The organism is Microlunatus elymi (assembly GCF_007362775.1).
GTDB lineage: Bacteria > Actinomycetota > Actinomycetes > Propionibacteriales > Propionibacteriaceae > Microlunatus > Microlunatus elymi.
On the sequence record NZ_CP041692.1, the window covers coordinates 2,959,009 to 2,984,136 of the forward strand.

Annotated in this window: 21 protein-coding genes; 15 read left to right on the forward strand and 6 right to left on the reverse strand. The window is 67.9% G+C overall.

Annotation, left to right across the window (positions count from 1 at the left end):
* Positions 1 to 24 precede the first annotated feature (24 nt).
* The 6 genes from FOE78_RS13300 to metK all read left to right on the forward strand — a co-directional run bounded on the left by FOE78_RS13300 (position 25) and on the right by metK (position 4,822).
* Positions 25 to 651 carry a maltokinase N-terminal cap-like domain-containing protein gene (locus tag FOE78_RS13300; RefSeq protein ID WP_143986715.1) on the forward strand — a complete coding sequence of 209 codons (627 nt, stop codon included), beginning with the start codon at positions 25 to 27 and terminating at the stop codon, positions 649 to 651.
* A gap of 163 nt (positions 652 to 814) precedes the next feature.
* Positions 815 to 1,138: an integration host factor, actinobacterial type gene (gene mihF, locus FOE78_RS13305; RefSeq protein WP_407662580.1), complete on the forward strand. Its 324-nt coding sequence runs from the start codon at positions 815 to 817 to the stop codon at positions 1,136 to 1,138.
* 62 nt (positions 1,139 to 1,200) lie between these two features.
* On the forward strand, positions 1,201 to 1,800 hold the full coding sequence (gene gmk, locus FOE78_RS13310) for a guanylate kinase (RefSeq protein WP_210415017.1): 600 nt from the start codon (positions 1,201 to 1,203) through the stop codon (positions 1,798 to 1,800).
* A 90-nt stretch (positions 1,801 to 1,890) separates the two neighbouring features.
* Positions 1,891 to 2,256, forward strand: a complete 366-nt coding sequence (rpoZ, locus tag FOE78_RS24805; RefSeq protein WP_228265825.1) for a DNA-directed RNA polymerase subunit omega — start codon at positions 1,891 to 1,893, stop codon at positions 2,254 to 2,256.
* 6 nt (positions 2,257 to 2,262) lie between these two features.
* Entirely contained in the window at positions 2,263 to 3,525 is a 1,263-nt protein-coding gene (gene coaBC / locus FOE78_RS13320) for a bifunctional phosphopantothenoylcysteine decarboxylase/phosphopantothenate--cysteine ligase CoaBC (RefSeq protein ID WP_143986718.1), read from the forward strand.
* Positions 3,526 to 3,628: 103 nt separating this feature from the next.
* Positions 3,629 to 4,822 (forward strand): methionine adenosyltransferase, encoded by a 1,194-nt coding sequence (gene metK / locus FOE78_RS13325; RefSeq protein ID WP_143986719.1) that lies wholly within the window; start codon positions 3,629 to 3,631, stop codon positions 4,820 to 4,822.
* Positions 4,823 to 4,888: 66 nt separating this feature from the next.
* On the opposite strand, the gene FOE78_RS13330 is transcribed toward metK, so the two are convergent.
* Both FOE78_RS13330 and FOE78_RS13335 read right to left on the reverse strand, forming a co-directional pair.
* The gene (locus tag FOE78_RS13330) at positions 4,889 to 5,293 is read right to left on the reverse strand and encodes a type II toxin-antitoxin system VapC family toxin (protein ID WP_168207510.1); all 405 of its coding nucleotides are present in this window, start codon (positions 5,291 to 5,293) and stop codon (positions 4,889 to 4,891) included.
* Between the two features lie 56 nt (positions 5,294 to 5,349).
* Entirely contained in the window at positions 5,350 to 5,613 is a 264-nt protein-coding gene (locus FOE78_RS13335) for a type II toxin-antitoxin system Phd/YefM family antitoxin (RefSeq protein ID WP_143986720.1), read from the reverse strand.
* A gap of 101 nt (positions 5,614 to 5,714) precedes the next feature.
* Between FOE78_RS13335 and FOE78_RS24180 the strand changes: the two genes are divergently transcribed.
* From FOE78_RS24180 to FOE78_RS13350, 3 genes are read left to right on the forward strand one after another with little or no spacing between them, the layout of a single operon-like run.
* Positions 5,715 to 7,850 carry a primosomal protein N' gene (locus FOE78_RS24180; RefSeq protein ID WP_143986721.1) on the forward strand — a complete coding sequence of 712 codons (2,136 nt, stop codon included), beginning with the start codon at positions 5,715 to 5,717 and terminating at the stop codon, positions 7,848 to 7,850.
* A gap of 46 nt (positions 7,851 to 7,896) precedes the next feature.
* Positions 7,897 to 8,823: a methionyl-tRNA formyltransferase gene (gene fmt, locus FOE78_RS13345; protein WP_143986722.1), complete on the forward strand. Its 927-nt coding sequence runs from the start codon at positions 7,897 to 7,899 to the stop codon at positions 8,821 to 8,823.
* On the forward strand, positions 8,820 to 10,244 hold the full coding sequence (locus tag FOE78_RS13350) for an RsmB/NOP family class I SAM-dependent RNA methyltransferase (protein ID WP_143986723.1): 1,425 nt from the start codon (positions 8,820 to 8,822) through the stop codon (positions 10,242 to 10,244). Before fmt ends, FOE78_RS13350 begins: the two co-directional genes overlap by 4 nt.
* Before the next feature lie 56 nt (positions 10,245 to 10,300).
* Here FOE78_RS13350 and FOE78_RS13355 read toward each other — a convergent pair whose 3' ends face one another.
* Complete coding sequence (locus tag FOE78_RS13355; protein WP_143986724.1) at positions 10,301 to 10,978, reverse strand: NmrA family NAD(P)-binding protein; 678 nt, start codon at positions 10,976 to 10,978, stop codon at positions 10,301 to 10,303.
* 46 nt (positions 10,979 to 11,024) lie between these two features.
* Between FOE78_RS13355 and rpe the strand changes: the two genes are divergently transcribed.
* Positions 11,025 to 11,663, forward strand: a complete 639-nt coding sequence (gene rpe / locus FOE78_RS13360; RefSeq protein ID WP_143988794.1) for a ribulose-phosphate 3-epimerase — start codon at positions 11,025 to 11,027, stop codon at positions 11,661 to 11,663.
* Positions 11,664 to 11,740: 77 nt separating this feature from the next.
* Here rpe and FOE78_RS13365 read toward each other — a convergent pair whose 3' ends face one another.
* The 3 genes from FOE78_RS13365 to metH are packed head-to-tail and all read right to left on the reverse strand — an operon-like array spanning position 11,741 to position 17,202.
* Positions 11,741 to 12,496: a dienelactone hydrolase family protein gene (locus tag FOE78_RS13365; RefSeq protein WP_143986725.1), complete on the reverse strand. Its 756-nt coding sequence runs from the start codon at positions 12,494 to 12,496 to the stop codon at positions 11,741 to 11,743.
* A 45-nt stretch (positions 12,497 to 12,541) separates the two neighbouring features.
* Entirely contained in the window at positions 12,542 to 13,393 is an 852-nt protein-coding gene (locus tag FOE78_RS13370; RefSeq protein ID WP_143986726.1) for a PAC2 family protein, read from the reverse strand.
* Between the two features lie 23 nt (positions 13,394 to 13,416).
* The gene (metH, locus tag FOE78_RS13375; RefSeq protein ID WP_143986727.1) at positions 13,417 to 17,202 is read right to left on the reverse strand and encodes a methionine synthase; all 3,786 of its coding nucleotides are present in this window, start codon (positions 17,200 to 17,202) and stop codon (positions 13,417 to 13,419) included.
* 139 nt (positions 17,203 to 17,341) lie between these two features.
* Here metH and FOE78_RS13380 point away from each other — a divergent pair, with 139 nt between their 5' ends.
* The 5 genes from FOE78_RS13380 to argG all read left to right on the forward strand — a co-directional run bounded on the left by FOE78_RS13380 (position 17,342) and on the right by argG (position 24,564).
* Entirely contained in the window at positions 17,342 to 18,130 is a 789-nt protein-coding gene (locus FOE78_RS13380) for an HAD family hydrolase (protein ID WP_143986728.1), read from the forward strand.
* Positions 18,120 to 19,643, forward strand: a complete 1,524-nt coding sequence (locus FOE78_RS13385) for an ABC transporter substrate-binding protein (RefSeq protein ID WP_143986729.1) — start codon at positions 18,120 to 18,122, stop codon at positions 19,641 to 19,643. The genes FOE78_RS13380 and FOE78_RS13385 overlap by 11 nt, the downstream gene beginning before the upstream one ends.
* Positions 19,640 to 20,680, forward strand: coding sequence for a tRNA (adenine-N1)-methyltransferase (locus tag FOE78_RS13390; RefSeq protein WP_143986730.1), 1,041 nt, complete (start codon positions 19,640 to 19,642; stop codon positions 20,678 to 20,680). The genes FOE78_RS13385 and FOE78_RS13390 overlap by 4 nt, the downstream gene beginning before the upstream one ends.
* 82 nt (positions 20,681 to 20,762) lie before the next feature.
* Entirely contained in the window at positions 20,763 to 22,559 is a 1,797-nt protein-coding gene (gene arc / locus FOE78_RS13395; protein WP_143986731.1) for a proteasome ATPase, read from the forward strand.
* Between the two features lie 583 nt (positions 22,560 to 23,142).
* A complete protein-coding gene (gene argG, locus FOE78_RS13400; protein WP_228266212.1) occupies positions 23,143 to 24,564 on the forward strand; it encodes an argininosuccinate synthase in 1,422 nt (473 codons plus the stop codon).
* Positions 24,565 to 25,128: the final 564 nt, after the last annotated feature.

The following is a 25,128-nucleotide window of genomic DNA, read 5'->3' on the forward strand; positions in this document are numbered from 1 at the left end:
ACGGACCCCGGTTAGGGTCCCGGTGTGGCGATCATTCACAAGGCGACCCTGACTCCGTCGAAGCCCGAGGTGTTGCGGGGCTGGCTCGATCGGCAGCCGTGGGGTGGCAGCGGCGAGATCGAGCAGGTGGCCGGATACCGGTTCGACAATCCGGCCGGGGAGGTGGGCGTCGAGGGGTTCGTGCTGCGGCGCGGCGACCGGCTGTTGCACGCGGTGCTGACCTACCGGGGCGAGCCACAGCGAGACGGCCAAGGGTTGATCGCGACCATGCAGCACTCGGTGCTCGGCCGCCGTTGGGTGTACGACGCCGCCACAGACCCGGTTGCTCTGGGCTGCTTCCTGCGGGCCGTACGCGGTGAGCAGGACCAAGCGGCGCTGGAGTTGTGGGACGGTGATCGGCGGACCGGGCTGCGGGAGCAGACGCTCCGCCTGCTGGCCCAGGACGGGTCCGGACCGGACACACCGGACGGATACGACGGACCGGACCGACAGGACGAGTTCGCGAACCCGGACGCATCGACAGTGGTTCGGGTCGCGATCGACGGCGGCGAACTGCGGATCGCGCGGGTGCTCGGCATCCCGGTGGATGGCAGCCGCCGATTGACGGCACGCTGGGACGGCGGCAGCGCGGTTCTGGCCGCTCTTCGCTGACCCGCGATCCGCGAGGGACCCGCCGCAGCCCCCGGTGCGACCGGGCCAGTGTCCGCGATAGGTTGCCCCAAGAGCGCACCGGGCGGCGAAGCAGCTGCTCCGAGCGGTTGCGCCGTACCCCAATGACGCCGAGAGAAGCGGGCCCGTAATCGATGGAGTTGTTGTGCCGATCCCACCACTGAGCGAGGAGCAGCGGCAGCAGGCGCGTGACGCCGCGACCGCGGCCCGGCGCCGGCGAGCCGAGGTGAAGGAGTGGCTGCGCTCGGGCAAGCTGACGATCGCCGCCGTACTCGAGTTGGCCGACCAGGACGACGTGGTCGCGCACACCAAGGTGATCGACGTGCTCAAGTCCCAGCCGCGGGTCGGCGACGTCCGCGCCGCGAAGGTGATGGAACGGCTCAAGATCGCGCCGAATCGCCGGCTGCGCGGGCTCGGGCGGCACCAGATCGACGGCCTGGTCGCCGAGTTCCCGCCCGATCAACAATGACGTCGATCAGAGCGATGCAGGCGAACGAGGAGAGGGGAGCGGGCGTGGCCGAGGAGAACGTGATGGATGAGTCCGTACGGTCGTCTGCCGCGGACCCGTCCCGGCTGCCGAACACGGCCCACCTGATCGTGCTGTCCGGACCGACGGCGGTGGGCAAGGGCACTGTGGTCAATCGGCTGCGCCGGGACCATCCCGATGTCTGGGTGTCGGTTTCGGTGACCACCAGGCCACCCCGTCCCGGCGAGGTCGACGGCGTGCATTACCTGTTCGTCGACGCGGCCGAATTCGATCGGCTGATCGCCGACGGCGAGCTGCTGGAGTGGGCGGTCGTGCACGGCGTGCACCGGTACGGGACCCCGCGGCAGCCGGTCCTCGACGCCCTCGCCGCGGGCCGTTCGGCGATCCTCGAGCTGGATCTGCAGGGTGCCCGGCAGGTGCGTCAGACCTGGCCGGAGGCACATTTCGTGTTCCTCGCCCCGCCGACCTGGGAGGAACTGCTGCATCGCCAGGCGATCCGCAACACCGAGGATCCCGCCGAACGCGAGCGCCGATTGCAGACCGCGCGTCAGGAGATGGCGGCCCAGGACGAGTTCGACCAGACGATCGTCAACACCGAGGTTGGGCAGGCCGTCGCCGACTTGGTAGGCTTACTGGGCCTTTGACTTCCGGGCGCGCTTTGGCGTGCCTTCACCTCAGGTGACAGCACCTCAGGCGACCAGGACAGTCCACCCATCCCGTTTCGAAGGGGCATCTTGACCGAGAACCAGACTGCCTTCCAGGGCATCAACAACCCGCCGATCGACGAACTGCTGACCAAGGCCGATTCGAAGTACCGGCTGGTGTTGTTCGCCGCCAAGCGAGCCCGGCAGATCAACGCCTACTACTCCCAGCTCGGCGAGGGCCTGCTGGAGCACGTCGGCCCGCTGGTCGAGACCGGCGTCCAGGAGAAGCCGCTGTCGATCGCGCTGCGCGAGGTCAACGCCGGCGTGCTGAACTGCATCGAGGGCGAGGAGGGCGACACCGACGGCGAGCAGCCGAGTCTGTCCGCGGTCGAGGACGGGCTGAGCGTCGACGAGGTCCCCACCCCGACCTTTGACGACACCCCGCCCAGCGCCTGACGCTCGATGAGCCGGATCCTGCTGGGCGTCTCCGGTGGCATCGCCGCCTACAAGGCGGCGGAGTTGCTGCGTCGCCTCAAGGAATCCGGCGACCAGGCCGAGGGGCACGATGTCACCGTCGTTCCCACCGAGGCCGCGCTGCGCTTCGTCGGCGCGCCGACCTGGGAGGCGCTGTCCGGTCATCCGGTCAGCACCGACGTCTTCACCGAGGTCGATTCGGTCCGCCACGTGTCGCTCGGCCGCCGGGCCGACCTGGTGATCGTCGCCCCCGCCACCGCCGACCTGCTGGCCAGGGCTGCGGCCGGTCGGGCCGACGATCTCCTCACCGGTTGTCTGTTGACCGCCACCTGTCCGGTGATCTTCGCCCCGGCCATGCACACCGAGATGTGGCGGCACCCGGCCACCCAGCACAACGTCAGCACGCTGCGCCATCGTGGCGCCGTCGTCGTCGATCCCGCCTCCGGCCGGTTGACCGGCGCGGACAGTGGTCCCGGGCGGCTGCCTGAGCCGGAAGAGCTCGCGACCATTGCTCGTACGGTGTTGGCCGGCCCGGCGATCGCTGCCGCCGCGGCGCGCCGGGATCTGGCCGGGCTGCGGATCGTGATCAGCGCCGGCGGCACCCACGAGCCGCTCGACCCGGTGCGCTTCATCGGCAACGCGTCCTCGGGGCGGATGGGCTGGGCGCTGGCCCGGGCCGCGGTGCTGCGTGGAGCCGACGTCGCATTGGTCGCGGCCAACGTGACATTGCCCGATCCGGCCGGCACCGAGGTACGGACCGCGACCACCACCCGCGAGCTGGAGGAGCAGGTCGGCAAGGCCGCCGACGGTGCCGACATCGTCGTGATGGCGGCGGCACCGGCCGACTTCCGACCGGCCAGCGAGCAGCCGAGCAAGATCAAGAAGAGTTCCTCCGCTGACGCCGATCAGGGGCTGGAGCTCTCCCTGGTGCAGAATCCAGACATCCTCGCCGGTCTGGTCCGCGCCCGCACCGACCAGCGTCAGGTCCTGGTCGGCTTCGCCGCGGAGACCGCCGACACACCAGAGCAGCTGATCTCGCTGGGCCGCGACAAGCTGGCCCGCAAGGGCTGCGACCTGCTGGTGCTGAACGCGGTCGGCCACGGCCGGGTGTTCGGCCGGGCCGACTCGGAGATCCGGATCATCGGCGGCAGCGCCGACGAGTCCGAGACTCCGCCGGCGTTGGCCGGGTCCAAGGAACTGCTGGCGCATCACATCCTGGATGCCGCGCTCCAGGTCAGATCCGAGCGGTAAGGTCTGCCGCAATCGAGGTGTGTCCCGCTTCGGTCCGATCGACATCGCGAAAGACTCTGGACACAGCTGTCCAACACATCGACTCCCACGAGAGGTTCATCCGATGGCCACACGCCTGTTCACCTCGGAATCGGTCACCGAGGGGCACCCGGACAAGATCGCCGACCAGATCAGCGACTCCGTACTGGATGCCCTGCTGGAACAGGATCCGGACAGCCGGGTCGCGGTCGAGACTCTGGTGACGACGGGCCTGGTGGTGGTGGCCGGTGAGGTGACCACCAAGGCGTACGCAGAGATCCCGCGGATCGTCCGCAACCGGATCCTGCACATCGGCTACGACTCGTCCACCAAGGGTTTCGACGGTGCCTCCTGCGGTGTTCAGATCGCCATCGGCGCGCAGTCGCCGGACATCGCCCAGGGCGTCGACAAGGCGTGGGAGACGCGTTCCGGCGAGTCGACCGACGAGTTCGACTTCCAGGGCGCCGGCGACCAGGGGCTGATGTTCGGCTTCGCCTGCACCGAGACGCCGAATCTGATGCCGTTGCCGATCGACCTGGCGCACCGGCTCGCCGAGCAGCTCAGCTTCGCCCGCAAGGAAGGCGAGATGGCCTACCTGCGTCCCGACGGCAAGACCCAGGTGACCATCGAGTACGACGGCGACAAGCCGGTCCGGCTGGACACCGTGGTGGTCTCCAGCCAGCACGCGGCCGATGTCGATCTTGATGCGCTGCTGGCTCCGGACGTGCGTAAGCACGTGGTCGCGCCGGTCGTCGAGAAGTACGACATCGACGCCTCGGACTACAAGCTGCTGGTGAATCCGACCGGCCGGTTCGAGATCGGTGGCCCGATGGGTGACGCGGGTCTGACCGGTCGCAAGATCATCGTCGACACGTACGGCGGGATGGCCCGGCACGGCGGCGGCGCATTCTCCGGCAAGGATCCGTCCAAGGTCGACCGCTCGGCCGCGTACGCGATGCGCTGGGTGGCCAAGAACGTGGTGGCCGCCGGGCTCGCGGACCACTGCGAGTGCCAAGTCGCCTACGCCATCGGCAAGGCGCATCCGGTCGGCTTCTACGTCGACACGTTCGGCACCGAGAAGGTGCCGACCGAGCAGATCCAGCAGGCGGTGCTCGACGTCTTCGACCTGCGCCCCGGCGCCATCGTGCAGGACCTCAAGCTGAAGCGGCCGATCTTCGCCGGCACCGCTGCCTACGGTCATTTCGGCCGCGAACTGCCCGACTTCACCTGGGAGAGCACCGACCGCGCCGAGGCACTGGCCGCCGCCGTCAAGGGCTGACGCCCGCGGGCGTCCCGGGACGATCCCGCTATCGTTCAGCGCCCCATTGTTCAGGCCGCGAATTGTTCAGCGGGGTGAGTGGGTCTTGATGCCGACCGACCGGGCGGCGGCAAGTTGCCGCTCGTCGTATGAGATGAAGACGTCGGCATCGACTGCCAGGCATTGGGCGACATGGATCGCGTCCAGGGATCGCACAGCCTGGCCCGCGAAGAGGTGGGCGGCGTCGCGGTAGATCGATCGATCGGGGGTGAAGAGGTTGACCCGATTCAACACCTCCGTCACGTTCGCTGGGTCGACGGCGACGTTGCCGGAGTCGTGGTCTATTCGGTGCACCGTTCGCCAGACCTCGGTGACCAGCAGGTCGGCAGACAGGAATCCGCCCCCGACGCTGTGAACGTGATCGACGAACGCGGCCAGCGCCGCGCTCTCGTCCTCATTTATGAGGAGTTTGCACCAGGACGAAGAGTCCACGTAGTAGTACCTGGGCTCGCCCGATGATGCCGTTGCCGACAACGGATCAGCCGAGCTCACCGGTCGCCCTTGAGATCGTCGATGATCGTCGCCAACGGAGTCGGTGATTTCACCCTCGGAATCCCGCTCACCGGCGCGGTCGTCTTCGCCGGAGTCATCGCTCCATTGATCAGTCCACGTTCGATCGGAGTCATCTCCGGCGGCACAAGAACGGCCTGGACAACGCCATTGCTGGTCACCTGGATGATCTCGCCCGCGACGACGCGGGCCAGCACCTTGCTGCTCTGGTTGCGTAATTCCCGAATCGGAACCTTCTCCACGCCTGTCAGCGTAGCACTGTGCTACGCCAGAAGACGAGCGCACACAGGCGCCCTGTGGACAGCACCAGCGTAGTGGTGGTGCGGTATGAGAATCTTTGCCAGTGCCTGAACTGCCTGCCGACCAACCGGAGTTGCCGGTAGCGCGGGTGGTGGTGGACGTTTCGCTGCTGCATCTGGACCGCCCGTTCGACTACGCGGTGACCGCGAGCCAGGACGCCGAGGCGGTGCCCGGTGCGCGGGTGCGGGTCCGGTTCGCCGGCAAGCTGCGGGACGGGTTCGTGGTCGAGCGGGTGGCCGAGACCGATCATCCGGGCACGCTGGCGCCGCTCTACAAGGTGGTCTCCGCCGAGCCGGTGCTCACTGAGGCGGTCGATCGGCTGATCCGGGCCGTCGCCGACCACTACGCGGGCAGCTATGCCGACGTCCTTCGATTGGCGGTGCCACCGCGGCATGCGGCCACCGAGAAGGCCGATCCGGTACGCCGCCCGCCGGTCGAACCGCAGCAGTTTGACGGTCCGTTCTCCCGCTACCCGACCGGACCCGGCTTTCTCGGTGCGCTGCGTCGCGGCGACCGGCCACGGGCGGCCTGGCAGCTGATTCCCTCCGCTGACGCCGGCGCCGCCGACGCCGGTGACTGGGCGTACGGGATGGCCTGCGCCGCCGCGGCCGCCCTGGCCGGGGGTGCGGGCAGTCTGTTGATCGTGCCCGGCACCCGTGATCTTGATCGGCTCCGGGCGGCGTGCGAGCAGGTGCTGGGGAAGCAGGGCTTCGTCGCGCTCACAGCTGATCTTGGTCCGGCGGCCCGCTATCGCGCGTTCCTGGCCGCGCTGCGAGGCGACGTGCCGGTGGTGATCGGGACTCGGGCGGCCGCCTTCGCACCGGTTTGTGATCTTGGTCTGGTCGGGCTGTACGACGACGGGGACGATCTGCTCGCCGAGCAGCGGGCACCGTATCCGCACGCCCGCGAGGTGCTGGCGATCCGGGCCGCGCAGGCCGGTGCAGCGGTGTTGTTCGGCTCGTACGCGCGCAGCTGCGAGGTGCAGCGGATGGTGGACCGTGGCTGGCTCACCGAACTTGCCGCCGAGCGTACGGTGCTGCGCCGTACTGCACCCAAGATCAAGATCGCCGCCGACACGGATCGAGCCCTGGACCGGGATCCGGCGGCGCACGCGGCCCGGTTGCCGCACGACGTGTTCGAGACCATCCGAGCGGGTCTGGCCGCGGGACCGGTGCTGGTTCAGGTCCCGCGCAGCGGCTATCTGGTGTCGTTGAGCTGTCAGGACTGCCGGGAGCCGGTGCGTTGCTCGCACTGCCACGGCCCGACCCGCGCCTCCCGACGCTCGCTTGCTGGGGCGCAGACGCACCCGCAGATGCAGGGCAAGATCAGTACGGCCGCCGACCATGATCAACTCGACCTGCTGTCGGCGGCCGATCAAGATCAACTTCCGGATGATCATGATCAGCGATCGGACCTGCCGGAGGTGTTGCTGTCCTGCCGGTGGTGCGGTCGGTTACTGCCGGACTGGCGATGCGACAACTGCGGCTCGCAGCGCTGGCGGGCACCGGTCGTCGGCGCCGGGCGCACCGCAGAGGAGTTGGGTCGGGCCTTCCCGGCCACGACGATTCGCCAGTCGATGGGCGGCCGGGTACTGGCCGAGGTGCCCGACACCCCGGCATTGGTGGTGGCCACCCCGGGCGCCGAACCGATCGCGGCCGGCGGCTATGCGGCGGCCGTACTGCTGGACACGCCGTTGATGTTGCTGCGCGCCGACCTGCGCGCGGGCGAGGAAGCATTGCGTCGCTGGCTGGGCGCCACCGCGTTGGTCCGGTCGGGGGAGCAGGGCGGTTCGGTGATCGCGGTCGGCGACAGTTCCGGTCGTACGTTGCAGGCGCTGGTCCGGCTCGACCCTGCCGGTTTCGCGGCCCGCGAGCTGGCTGAACGCGCCGAGGCGCACTTCCCGCCGGCGGTGAAGTTGATCACGGTCGACGGCCGGGCCGAGGCACTGACGGAGTTCGGGCAACTGCTGAAGTCGCCGCAGCCGACGGAGCTGCTCGGCCCGGTCGAGATCGGCCCGTCGGCCTCCGGCGAGGTGATCATCAACCGGCTGACGCTGCGGGCGCCGCTGTCGCTCGGCAGCGAGCTGGTTGCTGCGACCAGAGCCGTCGTCGCGACGCGGTCGGCCAAGAAGGCCGAGGGCGCACTGCGGATCCAGGTCGATCCGATCCAGATCGGCTGAGACCGCGCATCCGACCGGCCGGGGCGGCTCAATAGACTGCCTGCTCGTGAAACTCGTCTTCGCCGGTACGCCCGAGGTGGCGGTACCGTCCCTGGAAGCCCTGCTCGATTCCGGCCATGAGGTGGTCGCGGTCGTCACCCGGCCGGACGCACCCAGCGGCCGTGGACGCAGGCTGCAGCCGAGCCCGGTGGCAGCGCGGGCGGCCGAGGCGGGCTTGGAAATCCTGAGGCCGGAGCGGCCGCGAGACGCCGACTTCGTGACCCGGCTGACCAAGCTGGCGCCGGACTGCTGCCCGGTGGTCGCCTACGGTGCGCTGATCCCCCAGCGGGTGATCGACATCCCCGAGCACGGCTGGGTCAACCTGCACTTCTCCCTGCTGCCGGCCTGGCGCGGGGCGGCGCCGGTGCAGCACGCGATCATCAACGGTGACCAGATCACCGGTGCGGCCACGTTCTCGCTGGTGAAGGAGATGGATGCCGGTCCGGTCTATCGGACCGTCACCGATCCGATCGGCGCGACCGACACCGCCGGTGATCTGCTGCACCGGCTCTCGCTCTCCGGTGCGCAGCTGCTGGTGCAGACCTTGGACGGCATCGAGGCGGGCACGCTGACGCCCGAGCCGCAGCCGGCCGACGGCATCAGCCTGGCACCCAAGATCACCGTCGACGACGCCCGGCTGGACTGGACTCGGCCGGCGATCGTGGTGGATCGGCTGATCCGCGGCTGCACCCCGGCACCGGGCGCCTGGAGCTCCTTCCGCGGCGATCGGTTCAAGATCAACTCCGCGACCGTGGACGAACGGGATGATCTTGATCCGGGCGAACTGGAGATCACCAAGAAGTCGGTCCGAGTCGGCACCGGGGCCGGAAGTTTGATCTTGACCCAGGTGCAGGCGCAGGGCAAGAAGCCCATGCAGGCAGCGGATTGGGCTCGGGGCGTGAGCTTCGAGCCGGGGGAGCGGCTGGGCGGATGAGCCCGGACAAGTCGGCCGCACCTCGGGACGGCGGCAACGGCCGCGGCAAGCTCGGCAGCCGCGGTCGGGGCCGCCAGAGCCGGCCGCGCGGCGCCGATCCGGCCCGGTTGCTGGCCTTCGACGCCTTGCGTGCGGTGCACGCCGAGGACGCCTACGCGAACTTGATCTTGGCCGAGTTGCTGCGCCAACGGCAGATGCCGGCCCGCGATGCCGCCTTCGCCACCGAACTGTTCAGCGGGACCTGCCGGATGCAGGGCAGCTATGACGCGATCATCGAGCGGGCTGGAGGCCGTAAGCTCAACAGCTTGCAACCGGCCGTGCTCGATCTGCTCCGGCTCGGCACTCATCAGCTGCTGGCGATGCGGGTGGCCGATCACGCGGCGGTGTCGGCGACGGTCGAACTGGCCGCGGCAACCGTCGGACGCCGTGTCACCGGTCTGATCAACGCCATCCTGCGCAAGATCAGCGCCGATGACTACGGCGGCTGGGTGACCAAGATCAGCAACGGCTGGCCGGCGCCCGACGCCTTGGCACTGCGGACCGCGCATCCACGCTGGATCGTCGACGCGTACGCCGACCTGTTGCCACAGACCGAACTGGAGCCGGCCCTGCGGGCCAACAACGTCCAGCCGGTCTCCTCACTGGTGATCCGGCCCGGCCTGGCAACGGTGCAGGAACTGCTCGACGCGGGAGCCCGTCCGGGCCGGCACTCGCCGTACGCGGCGCAGTGGACCGGCGATCCGGCGCTCCTGCCCGCTGTCGCCGAGGGCCGGGCCGGTGTTCAGGACGAGGGCTCCCAACTGGTCGCGCTGGCGCTGGCCCGGGCCGAGGCCGCCGACGGTCCGTGGCTGGATCTGTGTGCCGGCCCGGGTGGCAAGTCGGCGTTGTTGGCCGGACTCGCCCGCGAGCACGGCGCTGCCTTCCTGGCCGGCGAGATCGCGGCGCACCGAGCCCGGCTGGTGGCTGCCGCCTTGCGGGCCTATCCCCAGTCCGATGAGCGGCTGGTGATCACCGCCGACGGCACCCGTCCGGCCTGGCGACCGGGCAGTTTCGCTCGGGTGATCGCCGATGTGCCGTGCAGCGGCCTTGGTGCGCTGCGCCGCCGGCCGGAGTCGCGCTGGCGACGGGACGCCGACGCCGTCGATCAACTGCATCCGTTGCAGAAATCCCTGCTGCACAACGCGATCGCGGCTCTGCGCCCGGGCGGTGTAGTCGCCTACGTCACCTGCTCGCCGCATCGGCTCGAGACCGAAGCCGTCGTCACCGAGGTGCTGTCCGAGCACGATGATCTTGACCTGCTCGACGCGCCGGCGCTGCTTCCGGAGGTCGAGGACGCTGCGGTCGGCCGGTTCATCCAGCTCTGGCCGCATCGACACGGCACCGACGCGATGTTCGCAGCGTTGCTGCGCGTGTCCGGCTGAAGGTAGCGAGCTCTGGAGGCCCGCGGCGGTGATCACTCACGGCCTCGCGGCCTGGCTCAGCGCTGAAGAACGTCGGCGTGATCACGGAGAAACTCGTTCAGCATTCGTGCGGGCCGGCCGGTGACCTCCTCGACGGTGCGGTTGACCTCAGCCCAGCTGAGCGGAGACGCCGTCTGCGCGGCCGGCAGGTCGGTCGCGTACGGCTCGGGGACGCCCTCGTCGCGAAAGCGTTGCGCCAGCTCCGACGGCGGCAGGTCGACATAGCGGATCTCCCGGCCGAGAGCGACGGTCATCGCCGTAGCGATCTCCTGGTGGGTAAGGGACTGCGGCCCGGTCAACAGGTAGTCCCGGGACGGTCCGACCCGTCCGGTGAGCAGCGCCGCAGCAACGTCGCCGATGTCACGAGCGTCGATGTAGTTGGCCGGTGCCGTGCCGTAGGCACCATGGAACCGATCGTCACGCAGGTCGCGAAGCAGGTTCTGCATGAACATGGTCGGCTGCACGATCGCGTACGGCACGTCGCTGCCGCGCAGGTGCTCGTCGACCTCTCCGTGGACGCCGCTGCTGAGTTTGTTGCCGGGCTTGGCGTCGCGGACCGACACCGAGACGATCTGCGCGACGCCGGCATCCCGGGCGCGGTCGGCCCCACGGCACTGCCGAGCCGGATCGCCGAGGACCGGATGAGGTACGTCGACCTGATGCTGGACGGCATGCAGACCGATCGGGCGGGGCAAGCATCGTAGACTCGCGGCCGTGCACCATCACGCGACCAGCAAGATCATGCCCAGCCTGTTGTCGGCGGACTTTGCCAACCTGCAGTCCTCGATCGAGCAGATCCCGGACGCGGACGCTCTGCATGTCGACGTGATGGACAACCACTTCGTACCGAACCTGACGCTCGGATTGCCTGTGGTGGAAGCGATCCGTAAGGTCACCGACAAGTTCCTGGACATCCATCTGATGATCGAGGAGCCGGACGTCTGGGCGCCGGGCTATGCGGAAGCCGGGGCGGAGTCGGTCAGCTTCCATCTCGAAGCCGCCAAGGCGCCGATCCGGCTGGCGCGGGAGATCCGCGCCAAGGGGGCCCGAGTCGGGATGGCGATCAAGCCGGCCACCCCCATCGAGCCGTACGCCGAACTGCTGGTGGAAATCGACATGTTGTTGATCATGACCGTCGAGCCCGGATTCGGCGGACAGAAGTTCCTCGACCTGACTCTGCCCAAGATCACCGCCGCCCGCGAGTTGATCACCAAGACCGGTCTGGACATCTGGCTGCAGGTCGACGGCGGAGTCTCCGCCGAGACCATCGAACGCTGCGCCGACGCCGGAGCCGATGCCTTCGTGGCCGGTTCGGCCGTCTTCGGTGCCGACGACCCGAACGCCATGATCAACCAACTGCGTACGACCGCCACTCGCTGAGCAGCCCACCTCCCGGATCGGGACCCTGGGCAGGTTCAGAATCCCGCACGTGCTGGAAACTCCGGCCGGATCTAGGCTCACGCGCCCAGATGACGGGGCAGGAACTCCTGGTCGATGCCGATCCAGCGGACGGTCCGATGATCACCCGGGTTGGCGTGCAGCGTCTTCTCCGGTGAGGCGAAGGCGTCGAACAGGGCGAGCGCGGACTGCCGGTCGACGTGTTCGTCGTCCCACGGCAGCAGGAACTGCACGGGGACGGTGATCTTCCGCGCGGCGGCGAGCTGGGACTCGTACACGAAGAAGCCGCCGCCGAAGATGGCGGCACGGATCCGGGTGTCCGCGGCGGTGAGCGGGATGCCGATCGCTGTGCCCAAGGAGACGCCGCCGCCGTAGCCGATCGGCGCGTCGGGGCCGATCTCGGGCAGCGACTGCAGGGCATCGATGGTGGCCTGCCATTCCGGAACGGCGCGGTCGGCCAGTGAGCGCGCATAGTCGACGCTGGCCGCCTCGAACCGGGCGTGGTCGCCGGCCTCGAGCGCTGCCCTGAACTCGCTCCGCGCTGCCTGGTCGTGAGCCGAGATCGGCCGCTCGCCGTGACCGGGCGCGTCGATGGCGACCACGGTGTAGCCCCAGCGGGTGACCAGATCGCGGGCCCGGGCCACCTGTGCCGGAGTCTTCTTGTGCAGCCCGCCGCCGTGGCCGATCAGGATCACCGGCGCGTGATCGGAGCTCGCGGCGGGGGACCAGAGGACGCCCGGGATCTCGCCGACTCGGAAGTCGCGTTCAAGGATGTCGTCGGTCGTGGTCCGGGCGAGGAAATCTATCTTGTGCATGTCGGGCCTTTCTAGCGTTCCGTGCCGCTGCAGCCCAACCGATTTTCACTTCTCCCGGCGGCGTCTCAGGTAGCGCTCGAACTCGGCGGCGATCGCATCGCCGGTGGCTTCGGGGAGTTCGCTCTCGTCGCTCTGGTGCTCCAGCGAGGAGACGTAGTCGGCGACGTCGGAGTCGTCGGCGGCCAGTTCGTTGACCCCGCGCTCCCAGGCGCGGGCCAGCTCCGGAAGATCACCCAGATCCAGCGACTGGTCGAGCAGATCCTCCAGCCGGTTCAACAGCGCGAGGGTGGCCTTCGGCGAGGGCGAGCTGGACACGTAGTGCGGGATCGCCGCCCACAGGCTGAGGGTCTGGATGCCGGCCTGTTCCAGCTCGCCGCCGAGAATGCCGAGCACCCCGGTCGGACCCTCGTAGGTCGATTCGGTCAGCCCCAGGTCCTCCATCACTGCCGGATCGGAGCTGGTGGCCGACACCGGGATCGGCCGCGTGTGCGGATGGTCGGCCAGCAACGCGCCGATCAGGAACACCCGGTCGGCGTGGGCCGACCGCAGCGCGGAGACCAGCAGTTGGCAGAACTGACGCCAGCGGAAGTTGGGCTCCAACCCCTCGATGATCACCAGATCCCGTCCGTTCGGCAGCTTGCCGGTACGGATCTCGGTCGTCGGCCAGGCGATCCGTCGGGAGTCGCCGCTGCCGCGGACCTCCGGCCGATTGACCTGATAGTCGTAGAAGTCGTCGGGGTCGAGCGAGAACGCCTGCCGGGTATGGCACGTCTCGGCGAGGTGTTCGACGGCCTGCGACGCGGCGCTGCCCGCGTCGTTCCAGCCGCCGAACGCCACGAACACCACCGGATCGTCCAGATCCCGCAGACTGGTCACTGCTGAGGACTCATCAGCCATAGTGGGTCCAATCTAATCCGCGGTCAGCCGCCGGGAGCGTAACCGAGGTTGGGGGAGAGCCAGCGTTCAGCCTCGGCCAGTGTCCAGCCCTTGCGTTCGGCGTAGTCGGCGACCTGATCCTTGCCGATCCTGCCGACCACGAAGTACTGCGACTGCGGGTGGCTGAAGTACCAGCCGCTGACCGAGGCACCGGGCCACATCGCCATGCTGTCGGTCAGCTCGATGCCGGTGTTGGCGCGCACGTCGAGCAGCTCCCAGATGGTCTGCTTCTCGGTGTGCTCGGGACAGGCCGGATAGCCGGGCGCGGGACGGATGCCGGCATACTGCTCCTTGATCAATTCGGCGTTGCTGAGTTCCTCGTCCGGCGCGTAGCCCCAGAATTCGGTACGCACCCGCTGATGCAGCCGCTCGGCGAAGGCCTCGGCCAGCCGATCGGCCAACGACTCCAGCAGGATCGCGCTGTAGTCGTCCAGGTCGGCCTTGAACTCGGCGATCTTGTCCTGCGCGCCGAGTCCGGCGGTGACCGCGAACGCGCCGACGTAGTCCCGTAGCCCGGTGTCCGCCGGTGCGACATAGTCGGCCAGGCTGCGATGCGGTACGCCGTCGCGGTGTTCGCTCTGCTGGCGCAGCTGATGCAACCTCGTCCGCACCCTCGTACGGTGCTCGTCGGCGTACACCTCGATGTCGTCGCCGACCGCATTGGCCGGGAACAACCCGAAGACCGCGTTGGCCCGCAGCCAACCCTCGGAGATGATCTTGTCCATCAGCTGCTGCGCGTCCTCCCACAGCTTGCGGGCGGCCTCGCCGGTGGCCGGGTTGTTCAGGATGTCGGGGAACCGGCCCTTCAGCTCCCAGGCGTTGAAGAACGGCTGCCAGTCGATGAACTCAGCCAACTCGGCCAGCGGATAGTTCTCGACCTTCTTCACGTACTGCAACGGTTCGAGCGACTCGTGGAAGTCGTCGGTGTGGGTGTCGCGGGCCTGCTGCAACAACAACCGCGGCCTGGGCGGGTGATAGTCGCTCCAGTCGATCGGCGTCCGGTCGGCGCGGGCGTCCTCGATGCTCAGGATCTTGCGATCGTTGTTCCGCCCGGCATGGCGCTCGCGCAGACCGTCGTAGTCCGCCTTCAACTCTGCGACCAGTTTCGGACGCCGTTCGTCGGAGAGCAGGTTGGCCACCACCGGCACCGACCGGGACGCGTCCTTCACCCACACCACCGGGCCGTGATACTGCGGATCGACCTTGACGGCGGTGTGCGCCCGGGACGTGGTGGCGCCGCCGATCAACAGCGGGATGTCAAGTCCCTGACGTTCCATCTCGGCGGCGAAGTTGGTCATCTCGTCCAGCGACGGCGTGATCAGACCGGACAGGCCGATGATGTCGGCGTTGTGTTCTCGTGCCGCGTCCAAGATCTTCTGCGCCGGCACCATCACACCAAGATCAATCACCTGATAGTTGTTGCACTGCAGCACGACGCCGACGATGTTCTTGCCGATGTCGTGCACGTCGCCCTTGACGGTGGCCATCACCACGGTGCCGTTGGTGCTGGTGTCGTCGTCCGACTTCTCCGCCTCGATGAACGGGATCAGGTAGGCGACCGCCTTCTTCATCACCCGGGCCGACTTCACCACCTGCGGCAGGAACATCTTGCCGGCACCGAACAGATCGCCGACCACGCCCATGCCGTCCATCAACGGTCCCTCGATCACCTCCAGCGGCCGGCCGCCGCGCTCGGCGATCTGCAGCCGCAGCTCCTCGGTGTCGGATTCGGCGTAATCGTCGATTCCCTTGACCAGCGCATGAGTGATCCGCTCGGCCACCGGCAGTGAACGCCACTCCTCGTCGGCAACCTCGCGCTGTTCACCGCTGCCGGCGAACTTGCCGGCGATCTCCAGCAGCCGTTCGGTGGAGTCGGAACGGCGGTTCAGCACCACGTCCTCGATCCGTTCCCGCAGCTCGGGATCGATCTCGTCGTAGACCGCCAGGGCACCGGCGTTGACGATGCCCATGGTCAGTCCGGCCTGGATCGCGTGGTAGAGGAAGACCGCGTGGATCGCTTCCCGGACAGCGTTGTTGCCGCGGAAGGAGAAGGACACGTTGGAGATGCCGCCGCTGATCTTGGCGTCGGGAAGGTTCTGCTTGATCCAGCGGACCGCCTCGATGAAGTCGGTGCCGTAGGTCGCATGCTCGTCGATGCCGGTGGCCAGCGCGAAGGCGTTCGGGTCGAAGATGATGTCCTCGGCCGGGAAGCCGACCTGCTCGGTGAGGATGTCGTACGCCCTCCGGCACACCTGCTGCCGGCGTTCCAGGGTGTCGGCCTGGCCGTCCTCGTCGAAGGCCATCACGACCACGGCGGCGCCGTACATCCGGCACAGCCGGGCGTGTTCGACGAAGGGAGTTTCGCCTTCCTTCAAAGAGATCGAGTTGACGATCGACTTGCCCTGGATGTTCTTCAGCCCCTGCTCGATCACCTCCCACTTGGAGGAGTCGATCATCACCGGCACCCGGCAGATGTCGGGCTCGCTGCTGATCAACCGGGTGAAGCGCTGCATCGCGGCGACGCCGTCGATCATGCCTTCGTCCATGTTGATGTCGATCACCTGCGCGCCGTTCTCCACCTGCTGCCGGGCGACCGACAAGGCGGTGTTGTAGTCGCCGGTCTTGATCAACTTTCGGAAGCGGGCGGAGCCGGTGATGTTGGTCCGTTCGCCGACGTTGACGAACAGCGAGTCGTCGTCGATCGTCAACGGCTCCAGACCGGAGAGCCGCAAGGCCGGTTTGATCTTGGCCGGCGTACGCGGTGGTAGTCCCTCGACCTGCTGGGCGATCGCGGCGATGTGATCGGGTGTGGTGCCGCAGCAGCCGCCGACCAGGTTGACGAAACCGGAGTCGGCGTAGTCACGCAGCGTGCCGGCGGTGTCGTCGGGCGTCTCGTCGTAGTCGCCGAACGCGTTCGGCAGTCCGGCGTTGGGATAGGCATGGACGAAGCAGTCGGCGACCCGGGCCAGCTCGGCCGCGTACGGCCGCAATTCCTTGCCACCAAGAGAACAGTTGAGCCCGACGATCAACGGCCGGGCATGCCGGATCGAGTTCCAGAACGCCTCGGTCACCTGCCCGGTCAGCGTCCGGCCGGACGCGTCGGTGATGGTGCCGGAGATGATCACCGGCCAACGCCGGCCGTAGTCGGTGAACAACTGCTCGACGGCGAAGATCGCGGCCTTGGCGTTCAGCGTGTCGAAGATCGTCTCGATCTGCAGGATGTCGGCGCCGCCGTCGACCAGACCGCGGGCCTGCTCCAGATAGGCGGCGACCATCTGATCGAAGTCGATGTTGCGGGCGCCCGGATCGTTGACGTCGGGGGAGATCGAGCCGGTCCGGTTCAACGGTCCGATCGCGCCGGCCACCCAGCGCGGGCGATCCGGGGTCTTCGCGGTCATCTCGTCGCAGGCCTCACGGGCCAGCCGGGCGGCCGCGACGTTCAACTCGTACGCGAGTTCCTGCATGCCGTAGTCGGCCAGCGAGACCTGCTGGGCGTTGAACGTGTCGGTCTCGACGATGTCCGCGCCGGCCTCCAGATAGGCCGTGTGGATGTCGCGGATGATCTGCGGCTGGGTGAGCACCAGCAGGTCGTTGTTGCCCTTCACATCCCGCGGCCAGTCGGCGAACCGGTCGCCGCGGTAGTGCTCCTCCTCGAGCTTGTGCCGCTGCACCATCGTGCCCATCGCCCCGTCCAGCACCAGGATCCGCAGCTGCAGCGCAGCGGTCAGGTCGGCGGTGGCGTCCGGGCGGAGTTCGGCGTTGTCCAGCACTTGCAGCCTTCGATCGGGTTGGCGGGCGTGAGTGAACTCTCAGCATAGGGTCTGAGTTCTCGCGCCGATCAGGTCATACCGCACCGCGAACTGGCGGATTGGCCAGTTCGCGACCGAACCTGGGAGAATCACGAACGCCATGATCAGCGAATCCGCAGCCAGCCCATCCCGATCGTCGATCCAGCCGTCAACCTCGTTGGCAGACCCACCACTGCCGGTCGACGCGACCGTCCGACCCGCCGGGCATCCCGGCAGTGGACTGTCCGCTGCGCTGTGGGATTTCGACGGCACGCTGGCCGACACCGAACCGATCTGGATCGCCGCCGAGTTCGAACTGATCCCCCGACTGGGTGGTCAGTGGAGCCACGAACATGCGCACAAACTCGTCGGCCGATCGCTGCTGGAATCGGCCGGCTACATGGCCGACGTGATCGGCCGCGATGATCTTCGTCCGGAGTGGATCGTTGATCAACTTCTGCAGGTGGTGATCGACTTCTGCCGGCGCGGACCGATCCCGTGGTGTCCCGGTGCCCGGGAACTGCTGGAGTCGCTGCGGCTGGCCGGGGTGCCGTGTGCGCTGGTCTCGGCGTCCTACCGTTCACTGCTCGACGTGATCATCGAGCAGTTGCCGGCGGGCTCGTTCGCGGCCTCCGTCGCCGGTGACGAGGTCAGCCGCGGCAAACCCGATCCGGAGCCGTACCTCACGGCCTGTGGCAAGCTCGGCGTGCAGGCGCAGGATTGTGTGGCGTTCGAGGACAGCCCGCCGGGAGCACGGTCGGCCGGCGACGCCGGAGCCACTGTGGTGGTGATCGAGAACGTCGTACCGGTGCCTGCGGCGCCCAACCAGGTCAGGGTTTCCTCGCTTGCCGAACTCGACGCCGCAGCGGTGTTCGGGTTGCTGCGTCGCGACGGTGACGATGCGCACTGAGCCATTGAGACCCGGCCGGCGCGGACCGGTCGCGATGATCATGATCATCGCGATGTTGATCATGACCAGCGGCTGCACGGGCCATGATCAACAACCCGCGCCATCGCCGTCGGCGACCGCATCGGTGAAGCGAGCGTTCACCGTGATGACCACCGACAAGGAGATCACCGCGGATCCGGCCGCTGTGCACGACACGGCCTCCACCATGCTGACTCAGAACGTGTTCCAGCGGTTGGTGACCGCGTCGCCGACCGACTCCTATCCGGAGCCCGATGCCGCGCAGGAGTGTCGTTTCCCGACCAAGACGAGCTATGTCTGCACGCTGCGGCCGAACCTGAAGTTCAGCAACGGCGATCCGCTCACCTCGGCCGATGTGAAGTTCAGCATCGAACGTGCCACCCGGTTGGACGTCGCCGGCTCGTCGGCCCCGCAGCTGTCGTCGCTGCGGCGGATCGAGACACCGAACCCGACCACGGTGCAATTCGTGCTCAGCCAGGAGGACACCCAGTTCCCGTGGGCGCTCGCCTCGCCGGCGGCCTCGATCGTGGACTCGAAGGTCTACAACTCCGATCATGTCCGGCCGATGGACGAGCCGGTGGTCGGCTCCGGCCCGTACGAGGTCAGCAAGATCAGCAAGAACCTGATCGAGTTCACCAGGTACACCGACTACATCGGCTATGCGGCCGGCAAGGTCGACACCATCGAACTGCGAACGATGCCCGATTCCGCCAGCATCGAGGAGGCGATGGCCGCGCACGAGGTCGACGTGGTCTGGCGTGGGCTGAGTGCGGCGGCGCAGCAACGTCTGCACACCCAGATCGGCGCGTCCCGGACCCACACCTCGAAGGCGGGCTTCAGCCAGACCGTGCTGCCCGGTGCACGGGTGGAGCAGTTGCTGTGGAACCCCCGCTCCAAGCACGTCTCCTCGACCGCGCTGCGGGACGTGATCGCGGCCGCGCTGCAGGAGGATCGAACGCTGGACTCGGTGGTGCCCAACGGCGTACCCGGTCATCACTCGTCGTTCCCGCTGGGCGGCAAGGCGAAGATCGACGTCAGCTGGAACAGCCGGATCCATCTCACCCTCGGCTACGACCCGACCGCGCCGAACAGCCTGGACCTGGCCACTCAGCTGCGGATCCGGTTGGAGAACACCGGCGGGATGAGCGTGCTGCTGCGGGCCGATGATCCCGATGCCGACCTGCAACTGGTCGATCGCAAGGCGTGGACGTCGACCGGGATCGCCTGGCTGCAGCCGATCATCGACCACCCGTTGAGGGGGGAGGCCAAGCCGATCGACGCGGCGCTGGCCAACACCCGGCAGGCCGGTGTCGGCACCCCGCAGCTGAACACCGCACTGGCCCAGCTGCAGCAGATCGCAGCCAAGGAGAACCTGGTGCTGCCGATCTCGCAGGCCGGCGAGGACGTCTACTCCGGACCGCGTGCCAGTGTCACACCCGACGCGTTCGGTCCGGGCTGGCAGCTCGGACTCTGGGGATTGAAGGAAAAGCAATGAGCACAACCAAGCATCCCGAGCCCGTCGAAGGACCGGAAGCCTCGGACCCGGCAACCTACGCCGGCGTACGCACCGGACCGCTGCGGGCGGGCGAGCGGGTGACCCTCACGGACCCCAAGGGTCGCCGCCACTCCGTCCTGCTGGCCAACGGGCAGCGCTTCCACACCGCCAAGGGCGCCATCAATCACGACGAGTTGATCGGCGGCCCGGAGGGGGTGGTGGTGACCTCGGCCGGCGGCGTTCAGTATCTGGCGCTGCGGCCGCTGCTAGGGGAGTTCAGTACGGGAATGCCGCGCGGAGCCCAGGTCGTCTACCCCAAGGACGCCGCTCAGATCGTGGTCGGCGCCGACATCTTCCCCGGCGCCCGGGTGCTCGAGGCCGGTGCCGGATCGGGTGCGCTGAGCCTGGCGCTGCTGCGCGCAATCGGGCCGACCGGCCGGCTCACCTCGTACGAACGCCGGGAGGACTTCGCCGCCATCGCGGCCAAGAACGTGCGTACCTTCCTCGGGCTGGAGCATCCGGCCTGGGATCTGCGCCTTGGCGACCTGACGGTGGCGCTGTCCGACGGCGAGGGCGCCGACCCGGGAGCGCCGGCCGAGGTGGATCGGGTGGTGCTGGACATGCTGGCGCCCTGGGAGTGTGTGGACGTGATCGCCGAACGGCTGATTCCGGGCGGGGTGATCTGCTGCTACGTCGCCACTACGACCCAACTCGGCCGGATCACCGAGACGCTACGGGTGCACGGCGGTTTCACCGAACCGGAGGCGGCCGAGTCGATGGTGCGGGGCTGGCACGTCGAGGGACTGTCGATCCGGCCGTCGCATCAGATGGTCGGACACACCGGCTTCCTGCTCACCGCCCGTCGACTGGCACCTGGCGTCATCGCGCCGGCCCGCAAGCGCCGGCCGGCGCCGGGAGCGTACGGCGAGGACTACACCGGCCCGCGGCGTCGCGTCGAGCCGGGTGGCGACTCTCCGGTCGGGGACAACGGCGGCAAAACGGCGGGCGGCGATGCCGATGCAGGAACAAAACCGTAACCAAACACGCATCCCAGTAAGAGAAAAACTGGCCCGGTTGCGGCATTGGTCACGGGTACTGTTTCGGCATGGAGGTGTCGAGATGACTGAAACACCCGACCGCCGCAGCGCGAGCGAGGGCTTCAGCGGGCACGATTCCGGGCAGGCCGGGGATCCGCAGCATGATCGTGAAGCCCTGCTGGCCAGGATCGGCCTGCTGAACGACGAGCTTGATCGACTTCGCGAACGAGTCTCCTCCCATCCCCATGACCTGGCGGCGCTGGAGCGACGCCTTGCCGACGCCCGCGCCGACGTACGGGCGGCATCGGCCAACAACGAGCGTCTGGCCACCACCCTGCGTGAGGCGCGCGAGCAGATCGTCTCCCTGAAGGCCGAGGTCGATCGGCTCGCTCAACCGCCGGCCAGCTTCGGCGTGTTCCTGGCAACCGTCGATGATCACACCGCCGACATCTGGACCTCCGGCCGGAAGATGCGGGTCAGCGTGAGCCCGGAGATCGAGGCCGATGATCTTGAACCCGGCCGCGAAGTGATCTTGAACGAGGCGCTGAACGTGGTCGGCGTACTCACCTTCGACGAGGTCGGCGAGGTGGTCAGCCTCAAGGAAGTGATGGCCGACGGCGAACGCGCCCTGATCGTCGGACACGGCGACGAGGAGAGCGTGGTCCGGCTGGCCGACCGGCTGCGTACCGAACGGTTGCGGTCCGGCGACTCCCTGCTGGTCGATCGCCGGGTGCATTTCGCCTACGAGCGGGTGCCGAAGATGGACGTCGAAGAACTGGTGCTGGAGGACGTACCCGATATCGGGTACGAGGAGATCGGCGGCCTGCGTGGCCAGATCGAGGCCATCCGGGACGCGGTCGAGTTGCCGTTCCTGCATCGGGATCTCTTTGCCGAGCACGAATTGAAGGCGCCGAAGGGGATCCTGCTCTACGGTCCGCCCGGTTGTGGCAAGACCATGATCGCCAAGGCGGTGGCCAACTCGCTGGCCAAGAAGGTGACCGAACGCACCGGCCGCGAGGGGAGAAGTTTTTTCCTCAACATCAAGGGTCCCGAGCTGCTGAACAAGTACGTCGGTGAGACCGAGCGGCACATCCGGCTGGTTTTCCAGCGGGCAAGGGAAAAGGCCACCGACGGGATGCCGGTGATCGTCTTCTTCGACGAGATGGACTCGCTGTTCCGGACCCGTGGCAGCGGGGTGTCCTCCGATGTGGAGAACACCATCGTGCCGCAGCTGTTGAGCGAGATCGACGGTGTCGAGGGCCTGGAGAACGTGATCATCATCGGCGCCTCGAACCGTGAGGACATGATCGATCCGGCCATCCTGCGGCCGGGCCGGCTGGACGTCAAGATCAAGATCGAACGCCCCGATGCCGAGGCTGCGCGGGACATCTTCAGCAAGTACCTGACGGCCACGCTGCCCTTGCACGAAGAGGATCTGGGCGAGTTCGGCGGCTCGAGGCAGCGGACCGTCGAGGCGATGATCGAACGCACCGTGACCAGGATGTACGAGGAGTCGGAGGAGAATCAGTTCCTCGAGGTCACCTACGCCGGTGGGGACAAGGAGATCTTGTACTTCAAGGACTTCAACTCCGGCGCGATGATCCAGAACATCGTCGACCGGGCCAAGAAGATGGCGATCAAGGACGTCCTGGACTCCGGCGTACGGGGCCTGCGGATCGGTCACCTGATGCAGGCCTGCGTGGACGAGTTCGCCGAGAACGAGGACTTGCCCAACACCACCAACCCCGACGACTGGGCCAAGATCAGCGGCAAGAAGGGCGAACGCATCGTCTTCATCCGCACCCTGATCTCCTCCAACAAGGGCACCCAGCCCGGCCGATCGATCGACACGGTGAGCAACACCGGGCAGTATTTGTAGCGCGGTCGAGCCGGGTGCCTGCTGCCGCGATCCTTGTTGGCGGCTTGCGTTGCGGGGGCAACCCCCGCACCCCTTACCGTCCTGTAGCGCAGTCGAGTTGTTTGCCGCTGCCGCGATCCTGGTTGGCGTTGAGACTTCCGGGGACAATCCCCGGACCCCTTACCGGGTTCGCGTTCATAGGTCGGGTTGCCCCGGCGCCTCCGCTGCGCTGCGGTGCCGGTCTCGCGCTGGGGCGCTCGACGGGCGTGCGAGGTTGCGCTTTCGGCTGGGTGCCGGGTTCCGTTGGGTGCTGACTCGCGTCGAAGGGTCCTGTGCCTGTCGAAGGACCGGGACCGCACCCCATCCGCCCGCCCACCCCACGGGTCCTGAGCCTGTCGAAGGACCGAGAACCGCACCGGCGGCGGCGCGGAACCCTGAGAATGAGGCTCCAGATCGCGAAAATCGGCTCCAGCGGGCCGGAAGCCGCGACCGGGGCCTCATTTTCAGGGTTTGAACACCTGCTGCCATCACCCGGGCCGAGTCGACTGGACCGAAGGATGTGGGGCAGCAGCCGATTATGCATATCCATTCCAGATAGTGCATAATCATGCGCATGTCCAAGGTGTTGAACTCGATCCCTGTGTCCGAACGTGTCGGCATCGCCTTTTCCGGCGGGCTCGACACCTCCGTCGCGGTTGCCTGGATGCGAGACAAGGGCGCGATTCCGTGCACCTACACCGCCGACCTCGGACAGTACGACGAGCCGGACATCGCATCGGTCCCCGGCCGGGCCGGCCAGTACGGCGCCGAGATCTCCCGCCTGGTGGACTGCAAGACGCAGTTGGTGGAGGAGGGACTGGCCGCGATCGCCTGCGGCGCGTTCCACATCCGTACCGGCAGCCGGGTCTACTTCAACACCACCCCGCTCGGCCGCGCCGTCACCGGCACCCTGCTGGTGCGCGCGATGCAGGACGACGACGTCTCCATCTGGGGTGACGGCTCGACCTTCAAGGGCAACGACATCGAACGGTTCTACCGCTACGGCCTGCTGGCGAACCCGGCACTGCGCATCTACAAGCCCTGGCTCGACGCCGACTTCGTCTCGGAGTTGGGCGGCCGCAAGGAGATGTCGGAGTGGCTGGTCGCGCACGGACTGCCGTACCGGGACAGCACGGAGAAGGCGTACTCCACCGACGCCAACATCCTCGGCGCCACCCACGAGGCCAAGAAGCTGGAGCATCTGGACGCCTCGATGGAGATCGTCGAGCCGATCATGGGCGTCAAGTACTGGGACGACTCAGTCAAGATCGACACCGAGGAAGTCGAGATCAGCTTCGAAGGCGGCCGGCCGACCAAGATCAACGGCAAGAGCTACGACGATGTGGTGGAGCTCTTCCTGGAGGCCAACGCCATCGGCGGCCGGCACGGTCTCGGGATGAGCGACCAGATCGAGAACAGGATCATCGAGGCGAAGTCCCGCGGCATCTACGAGGCGCCCGGGATGGCGCTGCTGCACATCGCGTACGAGCGGCTGGTCAACGCGATCCACAACGAGGACACCGTTGCGGCCTACCACAACGACGGCCGCAAGCTGGGCCGGTTGCTGTACGAGGGTCGCTGGTTCGATCCGCAGTCGCTGATGATCCGCGAGGGCCTGCTGCGTTGGGTCGCCTCGGCCGTCACCGGCTCGGTGGTGCTGCGGTTGCGGCGGGGTGAGGACTACTCGATCGTGAACACGTTCGGACCCGCCTTCTCCTACCACCCCGACAAGCTCTCGATGGAGCGTACCGAGGACGCGGCCTTCGGCCCGACCGACCGGATCGGGCAGCTGACCATGCGCAACCTGGACATCGCCGACACGCGCACCAAACTGGAGTTGTACGCCGGTCTCGGGGCCCTGCCCGCCCGTGAGACCGAGCTGGTCGGTGCCCTCGAACCGGGCGGTGCGGACGCGATCTCGGCCAACCCCGCCGCCGAGGAGGAAGACGCCCTCGACCGCGCTGCGATCGAATTCGGCGTGGACTGATTGGATTCGCGGTCGGGTGAGTGCCGCTGCCACGATCTGGTCTGGCGCCGTGCGTCGCGGGGACAATCCCCGCACCCCTTACCCGGTTGCTTCCATAAATGATCTTGCCGCGAGACCTCCGCTGCGCTGCGGTGTCGGTCTCGCGCTGGGGCGCTCGACGGGCATGCATCGTTGCGTCCTGGTGGTTAGCGGTCGCGTCTCTGCCTGCCGCTGCCGCGACTTGGTCTGGCGTCTAGCGTCGCGGGGACAATCCCCGCCCTTACCCGCTCGCGTCCATAAATGATCTTGCCCCGACACCTCCGCTTCGCCGCGGTGCCGGTCTCGCGCTGGGGCGCTCGACGGGCATGCACCGTTGCGTCCTGGTTGGTCAGCGGTCGGGTCTCTGCCTGCCGCTGCCGCGACTGGTCTGGCGTCTTGCGTTGCGGGGACAATCCCCGCCCTTACCCGCTCGCGTCCATAAATGATCTTGCCGCGACACCTCCGCTTCGCTGCGGTGCCGGTCTCGCGCTGGGGCGCTCGACGGCTATGCAACGTTACGATCTCGTCTGGGTGCCCCCGAGGTCC

What these genes read in the sequence shown, in the direction of transcription:
- FOE78_RS13385 (WP_143986729.1), top strand. Translation starts at nt 18,120, where the DNA reads ATGCGCACTGAGCCATTGAGACCCGGCCGGCGCGGACCGGTCGCGATG.
- metK (WP_143986719.1), top strand. Translation starts at nt 3,629, where the DNA reads ATGGCCACACGCCTGTTCACCTCGGAATCGGTCACCGAGGGGCACCCG.
- FOE78_RS13365 (WP_143986725.1), bottom strand. Translation starts at nt 12,496, where the DNA reads ATGCACAAGATAGATTTCCTCGCCCGGACCACGACCGACGACATCCTT.
- coaBC (WP_143986718.1), top strand. Translation starts at nt 2,263, where the DNA reads ATGAGCCGGATCCTGCTGGGCGTCTCCGGTGGCATCGCCGCCTACAAG.
- FOE78_RS13370 (WP_143986726.1), bottom strand. Translation starts at nt 13,393, where the DNA reads ATGGCTGATGAGTCCTCAGCAGTGACCAGTCTGCGGGATCTGGACGAT.
- FOE78_RS13350 (WP_143986723.1), top strand. Translation starts at nt 8,820, where the DNA reads ATGAGCCCGGACAAGTCGGCCGCACCTCGGGACGGCGGCAACGGCCGC.
- rpe (WP_143988794.1), top strand. Translation starts at nt 11,025, where the DNA reads ATGCCCAGCCTGTTGTCGGCGGACTTTGCCAACCTGCAGTCCTCGATC.
- FOE78_RS13390 (WP_143986730.1), top strand. Translation starts at nt 19,640, where the DNA reads ATGAGCACAACCAAGCATCCCGAGCCCGTCGAAGGACCGGAAGCCTCG.
- FOE78_RS13380 (WP_143986728.1), top strand. Translation starts at nt 17,342, where the DNA reads ATGATCAGCGAATCCGCAGCCAGCCCATCCCGATCGTCGATCCAGCCG.
- arc (WP_143986731.1), top strand. Translation starts at nt 20,763, where the DNA reads ATGACTGAAACACCCGACCGCCGCAGCGCGAGCGAGGGCTTCAGCGGG.
- gmk (WP_210415017.1), top strand. Translation starts at nt 1,201, where the DNA reads ATGGATGAGTCCGTACGGTCGTCTGCCGCGGACCCGTCCCGGCTGCCG.